The organism is Streptomyces sp. NPDC030296 (assembly GCF_055572815.1).
Map to the genome: position 1 here is coordinate 136,824 of NZ_JBVICQ010000008.1, position 14,653 is coordinate 151,476.

Annotated in this window: 15 protein-coding genes; 5 read left to right on the plus strand and 10 right to left on the minus strand. The window is 72.4% G+C overall.

The window, feature by feature from the left end; all coding sequences use genetic code 11:
• Positions 1 to 39: 39 nt before the first annotated feature.
• Both ACZ4Z3_RS23510 and ACZ4Z3_RS23515 read right to left on the minus strand, forming a co-directional pair.
• Positions 40 to 1,434: a serine-threonine protein kinase gene (locus ACZ4Z3_RS23510; protein ID WP_468502852.1), complete on the minus strand. Its 1,395-nt coding sequence runs from the start codon at positions 1,432 to 1,434 to the stop codon at positions 40 to 42.
• 161 nt (positions 1,435 to 1,595) lie between these two features.
• Positions 1,596 to 2,849 (minus strand): exo-beta-N-acetylmuramidase NamZ family protein, encoded by a 1,254-nt coding sequence (locus tag ACZ4Z3_RS23515; RefSeq protein ID WP_468502853.1) that lies wholly within the window; start codon positions 2,847 to 2,849, stop codon positions 1,596 to 1,598.
• 259 nt (positions 2,850 to 3,108) lie between these two features.
• Here ACZ4Z3_RS23515 and ACZ4Z3_RS23520 point away from each other — a divergent pair, with 259 nt between their 5' ends.
• Complete coding sequence (locus ACZ4Z3_RS23520) at positions 3,109 to 3,870, plus strand: SDR family oxidoreductase (RefSeq protein WP_468502854.1); 762 nt, start codon at positions 3,109 to 3,111, stop codon at positions 3,868 to 3,870.
• Positions 3,871 to 4,028: 158 nt separating this feature from the next.
• Positions 4,029 to 4,622 (plus strand): TetR/AcrR family transcriptional regulator, encoded by a 594-nt coding sequence (locus tag ACZ4Z3_RS23525; RefSeq protein WP_468502855.1) that lies wholly within the window; start codon positions 4,029 to 4,031, stop codon positions 4,620 to 4,622.
• Positions 4,623 to 4,870: 248 nt separating this feature from the next.
• Here the strand turns inward: ACZ4Z3_RS23525 and ACZ4Z3_RS23530 are convergent, their stop codons facing one another.
• The 8 genes from ACZ4Z3_RS23530 to ACZ4Z3_RS23565 form a co-directional block, all read right to left on the minus strand.
• Complete coding sequence (locus tag ACZ4Z3_RS23530) at positions 4,871 to 6,085, minus strand: acyl-CoA dehydrogenase family protein (RefSeq protein WP_468502856.1); 1,215 nt, start codon at positions 6,083 to 6,085, stop codon at positions 4,871 to 4,873.
• Positions 6,086 to 6,091: 6 nt separating this feature from the next.
• Positions 6,092 to 7,138 (minus strand): phosphotransferase family protein, encoded by a 1,047-nt coding sequence (locus ACZ4Z3_RS23535; protein ID WP_468503106.1) that lies wholly within the window; start codon positions 7,136 to 7,138, stop codon positions 6,092 to 6,094.
• 139 nt (positions 7,139 to 7,277) lie between these two features.
• A complete protein-coding gene (locus ACZ4Z3_RS23540; RefSeq protein WP_468502857.1) occupies positions 7,278 to 8,189 on the minus strand; it encodes an MBL fold metallo-hydrolase in 912 nt (303 codons plus the stop codon).
• Positions 8,190 to 8,357: 168 nt separating this feature from the next.
• A complete protein-coding gene (locus tag ACZ4Z3_RS23545; protein ID WP_468502858.1) occupies positions 8,358 to 8,654 on the minus strand; it encodes a hypothetical protein in 297 nt (98 codons plus the stop codon).
• 135 nt (positions 8,655 to 8,789) lie between these two features.
• Complete coding sequence (locus ACZ4Z3_RS23550) at positions 8,790 to 9,113, minus strand: DUF202 domain-containing protein (protein ID WP_468502859.1); 324 nt, start codon at positions 9,111 to 9,113, stop codon at positions 8,790 to 8,792.
• Positions 9,110 to 9,502 carry a YidH family protein gene (locus tag ACZ4Z3_RS23555; RefSeq protein ID WP_055542907.1) on the minus strand — a complete coding sequence of 131 codons (393 nt, stop codon included), beginning with the start codon at positions 9,500 to 9,502 and terminating at the stop codon, positions 9,110 to 9,112. The genes ACZ4Z3_RS23550 and ACZ4Z3_RS23555 overlap by 4 nt, the downstream gene beginning before the upstream one ends.
• 10 nt (positions 9,503 to 9,512) lie before the next feature.
• Positions 9,513 to 10,058 (minus strand): NUDIX domain-containing protein, encoded by a 546-nt coding sequence (locus tag ACZ4Z3_RS23560; RefSeq protein ID WP_468502860.1) that lies wholly within the window; start codon positions 10,056 to 10,058, stop codon positions 9,513 to 9,515.
• Positions 10,059 to 10,092: 34 nt separating this feature from the next.
• Complete coding sequence (locus tag ACZ4Z3_RS23565) at positions 10,093 to 11,016, minus strand: DMT family transporter (protein ID WP_468502861.1); 924 nt, start codon at positions 11,014 to 11,016, stop codon at positions 10,093 to 10,095.
• Positions 11,017 to 11,320: 304 nt separating this feature from the next.
• Here ACZ4Z3_RS23565 and ACZ4Z3_RS23570 point away from each other — a divergent pair, with 304 nt between their 5' ends.
• The 3 genes from ACZ4Z3_RS23570 to ACZ4Z3_RS23580 all read left to right on the plus strand — a co-directional run bounded on the left by ACZ4Z3_RS23570 (position 11,321) and on the right by ACZ4Z3_RS23580 (position 14,545).
• Positions 11,321 to 12,976: an FAD-binding dehydrogenase gene (locus ACZ4Z3_RS23570; protein ID WP_468502862.1), complete on the plus strand. Its 1,656-nt coding sequence runs from the start codon at positions 11,321 to 11,323 to the stop codon at positions 12,974 to 12,976.
• Between the two features lie 116 nt (positions 12,977 to 13,092).
• Entirely contained in the window at positions 13,093 to 13,896 is an 804-nt protein-coding gene (locus ACZ4Z3_RS23575) for a molybdopterin-dependent oxidoreductase (RefSeq protein ID WP_468502863.1), read from the plus strand.
• Positions 13,880 to 14,545 (plus strand): cytochrome b/b6 domain-containing protein, encoded by a 666-nt coding sequence (locus ACZ4Z3_RS23580; RefSeq protein ID WP_468502864.1) that lies wholly within the window; start codon positions 13,880 to 13,882, stop codon positions 14,543 to 14,545. The genes ACZ4Z3_RS23575 and ACZ4Z3_RS23580 overlap by 17 nt, the downstream gene beginning before the upstream one ends.
• Positions 14,546 to 14,653 lie beyond the last annotated feature (108 nt).

Consider the following 14,653-nt stretch of genomic DNA (forward strand, 5'->3'; position numbering starts at 1 on the left):
CCACCGGCGACGGGTGACTCCCGTGCGGCGGCGGGCCGGTCAGACGACACGGCCCGCCGCCAGCACGATCCGGGCCAGCTCCTGGTGACAGATGTCGCTGTGCGCGCCGGACGGCGCACTACCGCGCCGGACGACCGCGGACGCGTCGACGTTCACACACCCGGACGCGGGCAGCCGTCCGGCGAGCGCGGCGGACAGCGGGAACGAGCGGGTGCCCTTCACCGCCTGGATCCCGTCGTAGCCGAGCGCGCCCCACTTCGCGCCCAGCAGACTGTTCACGCTCAGGCCCCGCACCGTCCGCGCGTCGCCCGCCATCCGGGACGCCAGCGGATAGATCGTGCCGAGCGCCGAGTCGTGCCGGGAGTGGCAGCACACCAGGGGGCCGTCGACCCGCTTCTGCTGCCCGTTCAGCACCCCGCTCGCCCGGGGGTCGTGCGGCAGCCGCGCCGCGAACGCGTAGTGCGAGAACGCCGCCTGAAGCAGCGTCGCCGACTTCACCGTGCGCACCCCGCGCGGCAGCCCCCGCAGCGCGAACGACACCAGGCGCGCGCCGAAGCTGTGCCCCACGAGATGGACCCGGACGTCCGGCGCGCGCTCGGCCAGTTGCCCGAGCAGCCGCCCGAGCCCGCGCTCCCCGACCGTCCCGGCCCGCCGCTTCATCGCGAAGTACGTGGCCTGGCGCAGCAGTTCATGGGCGCCGTCCCACATCTGCGGCCCCGGTACGGCGGCACCGGTCATCACGGCCGAGGGCCCGGTGGCGGACGCGGCCAAGGACGCGCCGGCCACCGCGTCGGCTGCCGCGCCGGCCACCGCGTCGGCTGCCGCCTCGACCTCCGCCAGCGCCGCCGCGAACTCCGCGCACACCCCCGCCGTCTGACCGCACAGCATCCCGGGCGTGCCCTCCGGCACCCCCTCGGCCAGTGTGTCCGCCGCGAACGCGCCCTGCGGCCCCTGCGGCGGAACCTCCACCAGCAGCCGTACGAGCCTGCCGAACTCCTCCAACGAGGCTCCCTCGTCCGGCCGTTGCTCCAGCAGCCGCGCCACTTGCTCCACGAGCGTGGCCCGGCCCGGGAACACCTCCAGGAGTGCGTGCCGGGTGCGCTTGTCGAGCGCCGGACGGGCGGGGGCCAGGGCCGGCACGGGCCGGTGGTCCGGGATCGGCTCGTCCGAGAACCGCATCGACGGCCACAGCAACCCGACGTAGCCGAGCCGGGCCGACGGGGCGAGCACCGGGAACGGGGCGAAGAACCTGCTGTACAGGCCCGTGGCCCCGGAACGGTCGCTGTTCCAACCGTGGGCGAAGACCACCAGGTCCACCACTCCGCGCCGCACCACCCCGCCGAGCAGCCGGTCCCGCTGACCCGTGTCGACGTCACCGTCCGCGTCGAAGGTCACTTCCCAGTAGGGCGTCACACTCATGTCCGAAGCCGCCATGACGAGCCCCCTTCGGCCCCGTTGGTGCGCTCAGGCGCATGGTCCTGCCAACGGCGGAGGATGGCCATACGTCACGTACGCCTCTTTCGGCGAACATCGGGGACGCGGGCATCGGGGACGCGGACATCAGTGACCGGGTGCGGCCCGGCGCCCCGGTCCGGTCACCGGTAGAGCAGATGCTCCTCGCGCACCCTCCGGAACGCCGTGAGCTCCTCCTGCCAGCCGGCCACGACCTCGTCGGTCTCCGCCCCGGCGTCGATCATCGTGCGCACCCGCGTCGACCCGGTGAGCTTGTCGATCCAGTTGTCCGGACGCCAGGCGAAGCCGCTCCACACCTTCTTCGCCGTGACGAGCAGACCGATGCCGGTGCGTACGGGGTCGTACGCCGCCCGGTCATGGACGTGGATCTGCACGCCGCCGACGGTCTTCCCCTGGAACTTGGAGAACGTGGGCGTGAAGTACGCCTCCCGGAAGTGGGCGCCCGGCAGCCCCAGCTCGTTCGCGGCGGCCGCCCACCGCCGGTCGATGCCCTCCGCGCCGAGCAGCTCGAACGGGCGGGTGGTGCCCCGCCCCTCCGAGAGGTTGGTCCCCTCGAAGAGGCCCGTCCCCGCGTACACGAGCGCCGTGTCCGGGGTCGGCATGTTCGGGCTCGGCGGCACCCAGGGCAGCCCCGAGGAGTCGTAGAACCGCGACCGCCTCCACCCGGACATCAGCACCGTCTCCAGCGGTACGGGCTCCTCCAGGAACTCCCCGTTGAACAGCCGCGCCAGCTCCGCCACCGTCATCCCGTGCGCCTGCGAGATCGGCTGCCGCCCGACGAACGTCGCGAACTCCCTGTGCAGCACCGGCCCCCGCGCCGACCGCCCGGTCACGGGGTTGGGCCGGTCGAGCACGACGAAGCGCTTCCCCGCGAGCCGGGCCGCCTCCATGCAGTCGTACAGCGTCCAGATGTAGGTGTAGAAGCGGGCGCCCACGTCCTGGATGTCGAAGACGACCGTGTCCACGCCGGAGGCGGTGAAGATGTCCGCCAGGGCGCGGCCGCTCTTCTGGTACGTGTCGTACACGGGCAGCCCCGTCGCAGGGTCGTCGTGGCGGCCCTCGGAGCCGCCGGCCTGGGCCGTACCCCGGAAGCCGTGCTCGGGGCCGAAGACCGCGGTCAGTCTCACGCGGTCGTCGGCGTGCATGACGTCGACGATGTGACGGGCGTCGCGGGTGATCCCGGTCGGGTTGGTGACGACGCCGATCCGCCGGCCGTCGAGGAGCCGGTAGCCGCCGGCCGCCAGGCGCTCGAAGCCGGTGCGCAGCCGCGAGGAGGACGTCTCCCCGGAGGGCGGTGCACCGCCGGGGGAGGCGCAGGCGGTGGTGGCCGCGGCGGCGGTGGAGGCGGCGAGGAAGGTGCGGCGGGAGAGGCGCATGGGGGTGACCTCCGGGGCGCGGGTGGGGGAAGCGGCGTCCCTGCAAGCTAAGCGCTTCCCCGGGCGGTTTGTAGCCCGCGCGTCGGTCAGGGCCGGTCGGGTGTTTCCCCGCGCGCCCGCCACGCCCCGGTCGGGCGGTCCCCGCGCGCCCGTACGGCGGCGTCCCGGCACCCCTTCCTCCCGACATACCGACCGGTTAGTCTGGCGGCGGACGATGAGCCGTTCGTGATGGTCGTGAACCTCGCGTAAGGAGACCGGAGTGGGTGTCGTGCAGGGTGCGGGAGTGGTGGTCACGGGAGCCGGGGGCGGAATCGGCGCCGCGCTGGCCCGGCGGTTCGCGGCGGAGGGCGCCCGGGTCGTCGTGAACGACCTCGACGGGGACCGGGCGAAGGCCGTGGCCGACGAGATCGGCGGGATCGCCCTGCCCGGGGACGCGTCGGAGATCGTCGCCCCGGCGCGCGAGGCGCTCGGCGGCACGGTCGACGTGTACTGCGCCAACGCGGGGGTCGCCAGCGGCGGCACGGAAGCCGCCGACGACAAGGTGTGGGCGCTCGCCTGGGACGTGAACGTGATGGCGCACGTCCGGGCGGCCCACGCACTGCTCCCGCAGTGGCTGGAGCGCGGCAGCGGGCGTTTCGTCTCCACGGTCTCGGCGGCCGGGCTGCTGACGATGATCGGCGCGGCGCCCTACAGCGTCACCAAGCACGGGGCGTACGCCTTCGCCGAGTGGCTGTCCCTCACCTACCGCCACCGGGGCCTCAAGGTGCACGCGATCTGCCCCCAGGGGGTGCGCACCGACATGCTGACGGCGTCCGGCAGCGCGGGCGACCTCGTGCTCGCCCCGACCGCGATCGAACCGGAGGACGTCGCCGACGCGCTGTTCGACGGCATCGAGAAGGACCGCTTCCTCATCCTGCCGCATCCCGAGGTGGCCGACTTCTACCAGGCGCGCGCGACCGACCCGGAGCGCTGGCTGACGAACATGAACCACATCCAGCGGAAGTGGGAGACCGCGGGCTGACCCACCTGCCCGGCGGACCGGCCGCCGGGAGTGGGATGATCCTTCGGTGGGATCGCCCCCTTCCGGCCGTTCCGGCCGTTCCGGCCGAGCGGGAACCGTTCGACGGCCGCGGGACGACCAGTAGGCGACGACAGAACTCCGAAAGGCAGGTGGCGGAAGTGCCCAGGACGACGGACGGAGACGGTACCCCCGTCCCGCAGCGGCTGCTGGCCGCCGCCACCCGGCTCTTCGCCGAGCGCGGCTACGACCGCACGTCCGTGCAGGAGATCGTCGAGGCGGCGGGCGTCACCAAGGGCGCGCTCTACCACTACTTCGGTTCCAAGGACGACCTGCTGCACGAGGTGTACGCGCGCGTGCTGCGGATCCAGCAGGAGCGGCTCGACGCGTTCGCTGGCGCCGACGCGCCGGTGGAGGAGCGGCTGCGGGGCGCCGCCGCCGATGTCGTCGTCACCACCATCGACAACCTGGACGACGCGATGATCTTCTTCCGCTCGATGCACCACCTGAGCCCCGAGAAGAACAAGCAGGTCCGTGCCGAGCGCCGCCGCTACCACGAGCGCTTCCGCGCGCTGATCGAGGAGGGCCAGGAGTCGGGCGTCTTCTCCAGGGCCACTCCCGCGGACCTGGTCGTCGACTACCACTTCGGCTCCGTCCACCACCTGTCCACGTGGTACCGCCCGGACGGCCCGATGGGCCCGCAGGAGGTCGCCGACCACTTGGCCGACCTGCTGCTGCGCGCGCTTCGGCCGTGACGCCGGGCGCCTATGGGGTCGGGGCCGGAGGTGCGTTGGCGGGTGCGGGTCAGTTGTGGCTTGTCGCGCAGTTCCCCGCGCCCCTGAAGGTACGGGCCTGCGGCCCGGCCTTCATCCTGAAAAGCACGGGGCGCAGCCCCGGTCGCTTTTCAGGGGCGCGGGGAACTGCGCGACAAGCCCCCACCCACCCGCACCCGCCAAAATCCCCCGCACCCCCGAGTTATTAGGCGCCCTGCCCGCACCGGAGGTCACACGTACCGCTTCAGCTCCCGCCGCGCCAGCGACCGCTGATGCACCTCGTCCGGCCCGTCCGCGATCATCAGCGTCCGCGCCCCCGCGTACAGCTCGGCCAGCGGGAAGTCCTGGCTGACGCCCCCCGCCCCGTGCAGCTGGATCGCCCGGTCGATGATGTCGACGACGGTCCGCGGGGTCGCGATCTTGATCGCCTGGATCTCGGTGTGGGCCCCCCGGTTGCCGACGGTGTCCATCATCCACGCGGTCTTCAGCACCAGCAGCCGCAACTGCTCGACCGCGACCCGCGCGTCCGCGATCCAGTTGTGCACCACGCCCTGCTGGGCCAGCGCCTTGCCGAACGCCTCGCGGGCCACCGCCCGTCGGCACATCAGCTCGATCGCCCGCTCGGCCATCCCGATGAGCCGCATGCAGTGGTGGATGCGGCCGGGGCCGAGCCGGGCCTGCGCGATGGCGAAGCCGCCGCCCTCCTCACCGATCAGGTTGGACACCGGCACCCGCGCCCGGTCGAAGATCACCTCGGCGTGCCCGCCGTGGTAGTGGTCCTCGTACCCGAAGACCCGCATGGCCCGCTTCACCGTGACGCCCGGCGTGTCACGGGGCACCAGCACCATCGACTGCTGGCGGCGGATGTCGGCCCCGTCCGGGTCCGTCTTGCCCATCACGATGAAGATCTTGCAGTCGGGGTTCATCGCCCCGGAGATGTACCACTTGCGCCCGGTGATGACGTAGTCGTCGCCGTCCCGCTCGATGAGCGTGGTGATGTTGGTGGCGTCCGAGGAGGCCACCTCCGGCTCGGTCATCGCGAAGGCGGACCGGATCTCACCGGCGAGCAGCGGCTCCAGCCACTGCTTCTTCTGCGTGTCGTCGCCGAACTGCGTCAGCACCTCCATGTTGCCGGTGTCCGGCGCCGCGCAGTTCAGCGCGGTCGGCGCCAGCTGCGGCGAACGCCCGGTGATCTCGGCGAGCGGCGCGTACTGGAGGTTGGTGAGGCCGGCCCCGTACTCGGGGTCCGGCAGGAAGAGGTTCCACAGGCCCTGCCTGCGGGCCTCGGCCTTCAGTTCCTCCACCACGGCCGGTGTGTCCCACGGCGAGTCCAGCTCGGCCCGCTGCTCCTCGGCCACGGCCTCGGCCGGGTACACGTGCTCGTCCATGAAGGCGAGGAGCTTGGCGCGCAGCTCCTCGGTACGGGCGTCGAATGCGAAGTCCATGGTGGATCAGCCCTCCTGAGAGACGGAACCGGAGCCGGTACGAAGAGTCGTCAGGCCGTGTTCGATGAAGACGGGGACCAGGTCGCCGATGCGGTCGAAGCCGCGGCCGACCGTCTGGCCGAGGGTGTACCGGTAGTGGATGCCCTCCAGGATCACCGCGAGCTTGAACCACGCGAACGCCGTGTACCAGGCCACGGACGACACGTCCCGGCCCGAGCGCTCGGCGTAGCGGGCCACGATCTCGGCGGGATCGGGGTGCCCGGCGGCCGTCGCGGTCGTCGAGACGGGGGAGTCGGGCAGCCCGAGCGGCACGCTGTACATCACCAGCAGCCCCAGATCCGTCAGCGGGTCGCCGAGCGTGGACATCTCCCAGTCGAGGATCGCCCTGATCCGGTCGTCCTCGCCCAGCAGCACGTTGTCCAGCCGGTAGTCGCCGTGGACGATCGCCGGGGTGGGGGAGTGGGGGAGCTGCCGGCCGAGGGCCGCGTGCAGTTCGTCGATGCCGGCCAGCTCGCGGTTGCGGGACGCGTCGAGCTGCTTGCCCCAGCGCCGCAGCTGCCGGTCGAGGAAGCCCTCCGGGCGCCCGAAGTCGGCGAGGCCCACCTCGGCCGGGTCCACCGCGTGCAGCTCCACCAGGGTGTCGACCAGGCCCAGCACGGCGGCCCGGGTGCGCTCGGCGCCGAGCGGCGCGAGCTGCTCGGCGGTGCGGTACGGGGTGCCCTCGACGAAGTCCATGACGTAGAAGGGCGCCCCGAGCACCTCCTCGTCCTCGCACAGCAGGACGGGGCGCGGCACGGGGACGTCCGTGGGGTGCAGCGCGCTGATCACCCGGTGCTCGCGCCTCATGTCGTGCGCGGTCGCGAGGACGTGGCCGAGCGGCGGTCGCCGGACGACCCACTTGGCGACGCCGTCCGTGACCTCGTACGTCAGATTCGACCGCCCGCCCTCGATCAGCCGGCCGGTGAGGGGACCGGCCACCAGTCCGGGCCGCTCGGCGTCGAGCAGGGCGCGGAGCCGGTCGGGGTCGAGACCTGGCGGGTGGTCTGGGCGCATCATTGCTCCTACACACGGCGAGAACGGAACCAGTCACATGATGCCGACCGGTCGGTATGTCGTCCAGTGGGTGGGGCGAAAGTGATCGGTGTCTCCACGGGATCCGGCCACGCGCAGCCGGATCCCGGTATCGAGGCCGTCAGGCGTGGCAGGTCATCATCTCCCCGCCGTTCATGGTCGCCATGTCCATGAACCCGGCGAACGGGTCCACGCCCTCGCCCTCGGGCAGCCCGTCCAGCTCGGCGTAGGCCCGGTGCAGGTTCGCCACCAGCCGCTCGCTCTCGGGGAGCGCGGCGTACTCGCCGAGATCCGTGGTCCGGGCCGCCTCCAACGGAGTGAGCCCCGCCGCGTGGGACTTCTCGGCGACCTCCGCCACGAACCGGATGTACCGCTCGGTTCGGTCGAACGCCGACGGGTCCGTCACCGGCCCGTGCCCCGGTACGACGGTCTCGGCGCCCAGCTCCCGCATCAGCGCGAGGGCCCGCAGCGAGCCGCTCAGCGACCCCATCAGGAAGAACGGCGTACCGCCCTCGAACACCAGGTCCCCCGCGAACAGGATCCTCCGGTGCGGCAGCCAGACCAGCGAGTCGCCGACCGTGTGCGAGACGCCGGGATGGATCACCTGCGCCTCGATGTCCCCGACGTGCACGGTCATCCGGTCGTCGTACGTCAGGTCCGCGCCCCGGATGCCGATGTCGCCGAAGTCGGTCTGCGGCCACAGCAGATGCAGGTGCTGCCCGCTGGCCAGGGCCTCCCGGCGGCAGGCGGAGTGCGAGACGAGTGTGGCGGTCGGCATGAAGAAGCCGTTGCCGTAGGTGTGGTCGCCGTGGTGGTGAGTGTTGACCAGGAAGCGCGGAGCGGGGACGCCGGTCGCGTCGAGCGCGGCGCCCAGCGCCCGGGTCCGGCGTTCCGTCGCGGCGGTGTCCACCAGCAGGGTGGTCGTCCCGTCGCTCACGAACCCGGAGTTGTTGAGACACCATCCGCCGTCCGGCTGCACATACGCGTACACGTCGCTCGCCAGCTCGACGGTGTACGGCTCCGCTGCGGTCATCGTGATCCCCTTCATCCCAGAATCGCCCCCAACTGGTGCTCAGAGCCTGCCAGTCGGCGACGGCCCACCGGAATCCGGGGTACCGGGAACACACGGGTGACCGCCCAGGGGCACCGCCCGGCGGGCGGCCCCCCGGCGAGCGGGTGGCCGCCCGGCCGCCGACAGGCTCTAGTGGTCGTCCCAGTGGCCGTCGTGCGCCGCGTGGCGGTGGCCGTCGTGCAGATAGTCCACGTGGTCGCCGTGCGCGACCGTCGGGTGCCCGCATCCGTCGCCGTGCTCGTGGGCGTGTCCGTCGTGCTCCGTGTGACCGCTCGGCTCGCACTCGTCCCAGTGCCCGCCGTGCTCGCGGTGCAGATGCCCGTCGTGCGCGTAGTCGGTGTGGTCGCCGTGCGGCACGGCCGTGTGTCCGCAGGCGGGGCCGTGGTCGTGGTCGTGGACGGGGTGTTCCTGGTGAACGGTGGTCATGGTGCTGCTCACCTTCAGTGGTGCGGGGGTGACATCCCCAAGGTAGGCACAGAAGTCCCTGTTCTTCCTTTGCGAAACCTCATGCGCGTCCCAAGCCTCGGCCACGGTTCACCCACCCGCCGGGCGGTGCCGCGGTCAGAGCACCAGGGCCGCCCCGCACACCGCGAGGGCTACCGTGCACAGCACGGCCATGGCTGCCACGCGCGGTGCGAGTGCCGCGGGCCGGGGGCCCACCAGGTCGCCGATCCGGCGGTGGGCGAGCCCCAGGAGCCCCAGCCACAGCGCCGCGCACAGGGCGGCCGCCACCATCCCGGACGCCGGGGCGCCGCCGTGCAGCGCGGACTTGACGGCGAGCACGGCGATCACCGCCCCGGTCAGGGTCGTACGCCGCCACGCCAGCCGGGTCCGCTCCGGCTGAAGCCCCGGATCGCGCTCGCCGGCCGCGCGGCGAGGGGTCACCCCTCCCACCCGAGCAGCACGACGGCCACCATGGCGATCGCGACGACGGCGACCACGACGCCCAGCGCGGCCGGGAAGCGGGACACCGGCAGGTCCTCGCCCCGCCGCATCGCCCGTTCGCACCGCACCCAGTGGTTCACCGCCCGGAACGCGCACAGCACCCCGGCACCGAGCAGGGCGAGCGCGAGTCCCACGCGCCATCCCCAGCGCAGGTCCGGCAGGAACTGGTCCACCGCGAACCCGCCGCCGATGAGGGCGAGCGCGGTGCGCAGCCACGCCAGGAACGTCCGCTCGTTGGCCAGCGAGAACCGGTAGTCCGGCGTGCCGCCCTCCTCGCGGATCTCCTCCGGAGCGAACCAGAGCCGGACGTTCCGCACGAATTCGATCACTTGACGGACCCTACCCGTGACCCCCGCCGGCCCCGGTCCCCGCCCCCGTGCCCCCGGACTCCCGCAGCCGCTCCCACGCGGCCAGCCCGTCCGGCACCCACTCCCACTCGGCCAGCCGCCGCTCGACCTCGGCCTCCGTCAGGAAGCCGTACCAGTCGACCTCCTCGACCTGGGGGTTCACCGGCAGCACACACCGCACCTCGTACACGGCGGACCACCAGGTCCCGCCGTCCCCGTCGTCGTACAGGAACTTGAACAGCGGCACCGGCCGGGGCAGCCCGGACACCCCCAGTTCCTCCTCGGCCTCGCGCAGCGCCGCCTCGTCGTAGGACTCGCCGGCGCCGACCACCCCGCCCACGAACATGTCGTAGAGGGAGGGGAAGACCAGCTTCGTGGCCGTCCGGCGATGGACGAAGATCCGCCCCTCGGCGTCCCGGGCCCGTACGAACACCGCCCGGTGCCGCATCCCGCGTGCGTACACCTCCCCGCGCGGGGCCTGTCCGATGACCTGGTCGTTCTCGTCCACGATGTCGAGGATCTCGTCGGCGGCACTCATGCCCTCATCCAACCAGGACACCCACGGGCGCCCCTCACCCGCCGAGAGGCGCGGCCCCGGCGCGGTCAGCCCGCTGGAGCTCCCGCACCCGCGCGCTCCCGGAGTGGTTGCACGGCATCGCCGGATGCATCCCGAGCAGCACCACCCCGACGACGATGCCGACGAGCCCGGCCGCCTCCCAGGCCAGCGCCCCCGCGTCGGTACGGAGCCGGTCCCCGAGGAAGCCCACCCCGCACGCGATCCCGGCGAGCGGCTGCGCGGCCGTGAGCGCGGGCAGCGACATCCGCAGCGGCGCCGCCTCGAAGGCGCTCTGCACCAGCAGCAGCCCCGTCACCCCGAGCATCAACACCCCGTACGGCTCCCAGGTTGTGAACAGCCCGCCCCAGCCGCCGTCGGCGAACACCTGCCCGCTCACCCGGGTGAGCGCGTCCTGGACGCCGTACAGGAGCCCCGCGGCCACCGCGAGCAGCACCGGTGCGTTGGCGAGCCTGAGCCGCTTCGCGTGAGCCGTCAGCAGCAGTGCCGCCGCCACCATCACACCGATGATCAGCCACTGCCGGAAGGCCCCGCTCGGAGCGCTGCCGCCCTGCGGCTGACCGGCCACGATGAACGCCGTCACCCCGCCCGCGAGCAGCGCAAGACCCGCCCAGCCCTGGCGACCCACCGGCTGCCGGTTCCGGCGGCGGGAGAGGGCGAGCGCGAAGAGCAGATTGGTCGCGAGGAGGGGTTCCACCAGCGAGACCTCGCCCTGGCCGAGCGCGATCGCGCCCAGCGCCATCCCGCAGACCATCAACCCGATCCCGCCGAGCCAGCGGGGCACGCGGACCAGGTCGAGGAGCAGCCGGGGGGAGAGGAAGTCACCGATCGGCGCGTGCGCGGCGGCCTGCTGCTGGAGGACGAAGCCGAAGCCCAGACAGCAGGCGGCGCACAAGGAGAGGAGAAGAACGAGAACCGACACGCGGAATACCTAGGGTCGTCGGACGGGCCGTTGCGGCCGTCCCACGGGACGTGCCGCTCGGATTTCCACCCGAGGGCGATTCATGCCTCGACGGGTGGCCCGATACGTATTCATACGACTCTAACCGTCGCCCCGTGGGCTGTCCGTAAGCAGCGACACATCCGGACAGTTGACTAAGTCGCATGTTCTACCGAAGGATCTGATCCCAGAGCTGCTGACCGGCCAGTAACAAAGCGCCGGGCGACGCCTGGCCCGCCACGCCCGCCCCGGCTTGACCGCGCCCGTTCCCGAGAGGACGTCCTCCATGTCGTACGACGCAGATGTGATCGTGATCGGGGCGGGCCTCGCCGGGCTCGCGGCGACCGCGGAGCTCGTCGACGCGGGTCGCAAGGTGATCCTCCTCGACCAGGAGCCGGAGCAGTCGATCGGCGGGCAGGCCCACTGGTCCTTCGGCGGTCTCTTCTTCGTCGACTCGCCCGAGCAACGCCGACTGCGGATCAAGGACAGTCATGCCCTCGCCCTCCAGGACTGGATGGGCACGGCCGGCTTCGACCGTGAGGAGGACCACTGGCCGCGCAGGTGGGCGGAGGCGTACGTCGACTTCGCCGCCGGTGAGAAGCGCTCCTGGCTGCACGGGCAGGGCGTCCGCTTCTTCCCCGTGGTCGGCTGGGCCGAGCGCGGCGGCTACGACGCCAACGGGCACGGCAACTCCGTGCCCCGCTTCCACATCACCTGGGGCACCGGCCCCGGCCTCGTGGAGCCCTTCGAGCGGCGGGTCCGGGAGGGCGTCGCCCGGGGCCTGGTCCAGCTGAGGTTCCGGCACCGGGTCACCGGGCTCGCGCGCAGCGCGGGCGCCGTGGACACCGTCACGGGCGAGATCCTCGAACCGTCGACGATCGAACGCGGGCAGCCCAGCACCCGCACCGTCACCGGAGCCTTCGAGTTCAAGGCCCAGGCGGTGATCGTCACCTCCGGCGGCATCGGCGGCAACCACGACCTCGTCCGCGCCAACTGGCCGGAGCGCCTCGGCAACCCCCCGGAGAAGATGATCTCCGGTGTGCCCGCGCACGTCGACGGCAGGATGCTGACCATCGCCGAGGAGACGGGCGCCCGCCTGATCAACCGCGACCGCATGTGGCACTACACCGAGGGCATCCAGAACTGGAACCCCGTCTGGGACAATCACGGCATCCGCATCCTGCCCGGCCCGTCGTCGCTGTGGCTGGACGCCCGCGGCAAGCGCCTGCCCGTGCCGCTGTTCCCCGGCTTCGACACCCTCGGCACGCTCGAACACATCATGAAGACCGGCTACGACTACACGTGGTTCGTGCTCGACCAGAAGATCATCGGCAAGGAGTTCGCGCTCTCCGGCTCCGAGCAGAACCCCGACCTCACCGGCAAGTCCGTCAAGGACGTCTTCGTCCGGGCCCGCGCGGACGTGCCCGGCCCGGTCAAGGCGTTCATGGACAACGGCGTCGACTTCGTGGTCGAGAAGGACCTCGGCTCCCTGGTCCGCGGCATGAACGCGCTCACCAAGGATCCCCTCATCGACGAGGCGGAGCTGCGCCGCGAGATCGTGGCCCGCGACCGGGAGATCGCCAACCCGTTCACCAAGGACCTCCAGGTCATGGCGATCCGCGGCGCCCGCAACTACCTCGGCGACAAGCTGATCCGCACCGCGGCCCCGCACCGCATCCTCGACCCCAAGGCGGGCCCGCTGATCGCCGTCCGCCTCAACATCCTCACCCGCAAGACCCTCGGCGGCCTGGAGACGGACCTGTCGTCCCGTGTCCTCACGGAGGGCGGCGACCCCCTGGAGGGCGTGTACGCGGCGGGCGAGGCCGCCGGCTTCGGCGGCGGCGGTGTCCACGGCTACCGCTCCCTGGAGGGGACGTTCCTCGGCGGCTGCCTGTTCTCGGGCCGCACCGCGGGCCGCGCGGCGGCGAAGGCGACGGCCTGATCCTCTGGCTGCTGCCGGCGGACGCGACGGCCTGATCCCTCGGTGGATGTGACGGATTTCTGACGGACCTCCGCCGTCCCTGGCATCTCAGGGGCGGTGGATGGTCGAATCGGTGTGTGAACCCTGAACATCCCGAGGCGCGGGAAGCGCCGACGGAGCACCCCGAGGAGCGCGAGCGCCACGACGGCCGGGACCTGGAGCACGGCCAGGACCCGGAGCGGGGCAAGCCCATCGGCCGCCGGATCTTCCTCGGCACCCTGGGCCTCGGCGCCGTGGGCGTGGTCTCCGCACCCGTCCTCCAGCGCGGCCTGGAGGGGTTCCTCGGCGAGGCGGCCCAGAAGGACCCCACGGGCCTGACCGGTCTGCTCCCCAACGGCGGAGGCTTCCGCTACTACTCGGTGACCGCGTCCGTCCCCCGCAAGAACGCGGGGAACTACCGCCTCACCGTCGGCGGCCTGGTCGACCGGCCCGCCTCCTACACCCTCGACGATCTGCGGGCCCTGCCCCAGACCCGGATGGTGAAGGACGTCCAGTGCGTGACCGGCTGGCGCGTCCCGGACACCCCGTTCGAGGGCGTACGGCTCTCCGAGCTGCTGAACGCGGCCGGGGTGCGCTCCTCGGCCGGCGCGGTCCGGTTCACCTGCTTCGACGGGGCGTACAGCGAGAGCCTCACCCTGAAGCAGGCCCGCCGCGCGGACGTCCTCGTGGCGCTGCGCATGCAGGACAAGGACATCAGCCACAACCACGGCGGCCCCGTACGCCTCTACGTCGCCCCGATGTACTTCTACAAGTCGGCCAAGTGGCTCTCCGGCATCGAGGTCACGGAGGACGTCGAGCCGGGTTACTGGGAGAAGCGGGGCTACGACATCGACGCCTGGGTGGGCCGGTCGAACGGGCGGGACGATGAACCGACCACTTGACACACCGCCCGCCGGGGCCGGGGCCGGGGTGGGGGTGGGGGCCGGGCCGGGAGCGGGGGCGCCCGCCCGCGTCCGGCGCTTCACACCCGCCGAACGCTGGATCCACCGCACCACGGCCGCCCTGATGGGGGTCTGCGTCGTGACGGCGGCCTGCCTCTACCTGCCCGCCCTCGCCGAGCTCGTGGGACGGCGGGCCCTGGTGGTGACCGTGCACCAGTGGTCGGGCCTGCTCCTGCCCGTCCCGGTCCTCGCGGGCCTGGCCTCCCGCGCGTTCCGCGCCGACGTGGGCCGGCTGAACCGCTGGGGGCCGCACGACCGGGTCTGGCTGCGCGCCGTACGCCGCCGTACGCCGGGCCCGAGGCCCGCGGCCAAGTTCAACGCCGGCCAGAAGGTCTACGCCGCCTGGATCGCCGGCGCCACACTCGTCATGCTCGCCACCGGTCTGATCATGTGGTTCACCCACCTCACCCCGCTGGCGTGGCGCACCAGCGCGACCTTCGTCCACGACTGGCTGGCCCTCACGATCGGGATCGTCCTGGCCGGCCACATCGGCATGGCCCTGGGCGACCCGGAGGCCCGCCGGGGCCTGCGTACGGGCCTGGTGTCGAAGGAGTGGGCGGACCGGGAGCACCCCTTGTGGCGGCCGTAGCGAGCCGGCACCGGTAGCCGGGCCGGTCCTGGGGGGGGGGGGGGGGGGGGGGGAAGGGGGGGGAAAACCACAAGAACAAAAGAGCAAGGCCAAACAAGAAAAAGAAAA

Excerpts from the sequence above, each read along its gene's own strand:
- ACZ4Z3_RS23510 (WP_468502852.1), bottom strand. The coding sequence starts at position 1,434 with ATGGCGGCTTCGGACATGAGTGTGACGCCCTACTGGGAAGTGACCTTC.
- ACZ4Z3_RS23515 (WP_468502853.1), bottom strand. The coding sequence starts at position 2,849 with ATGCGCCTCTCCCGCCGCACCTTCCTCGCCGCCTCCACCGCCGCCGCG.
- ACZ4Z3_RS23530 (WP_468502856.1), bottom strand. The coding sequence starts at position 6,085 with ATGGACTTCGCATTCGACGCCCGTACCGAGGAGCTGCGCGCCAAGCTC.
- ACZ4Z3_RS23535 (WP_468503106.1), bottom strand. The coding sequence starts at position 7,138 with ATGCGCCCAGACCACCCGCCAGGTCTCGACCCCGACCGGCTCCGCGCC.
- ACZ4Z3_RS23540 (WP_468502857.1), bottom strand. The coding sequence starts at position 8,189 with ATGACCGCAGCGGAGCCGTACACCGTCGAGCTGGCGAGCGACGTGTAC.
- ACZ4Z3_RS23545 (WP_468502858.1), bottom strand. The coding sequence starts at position 8,654 with ATGACCACCGTTCACCAGGAACACCCCGTCCACGACCACGACCACGGC.
- ACZ4Z3_RS23560 (WP_468502860.1), bottom strand. The coding sequence starts at position 10,058 with ATGAGTGCCGCCGACGAGATCCTCGACATCGTGGACGAGAACGACCAG.
- ACZ4Z3_RS23570 (WP_468502862.1), top strand. The coding sequence starts at position 11,321 with ATGTCGTACGACGCAGATGTGATCGTGATCGGGGCGGGCCTCGCCGGG.
- ACZ4Z3_RS23580 (WP_468502864.1), top strand. The coding sequence starts at position 13,880 with ATGAACCGACCACTTGACACACCGCCCGCCGGGGCCGGGGCCGGGGTG.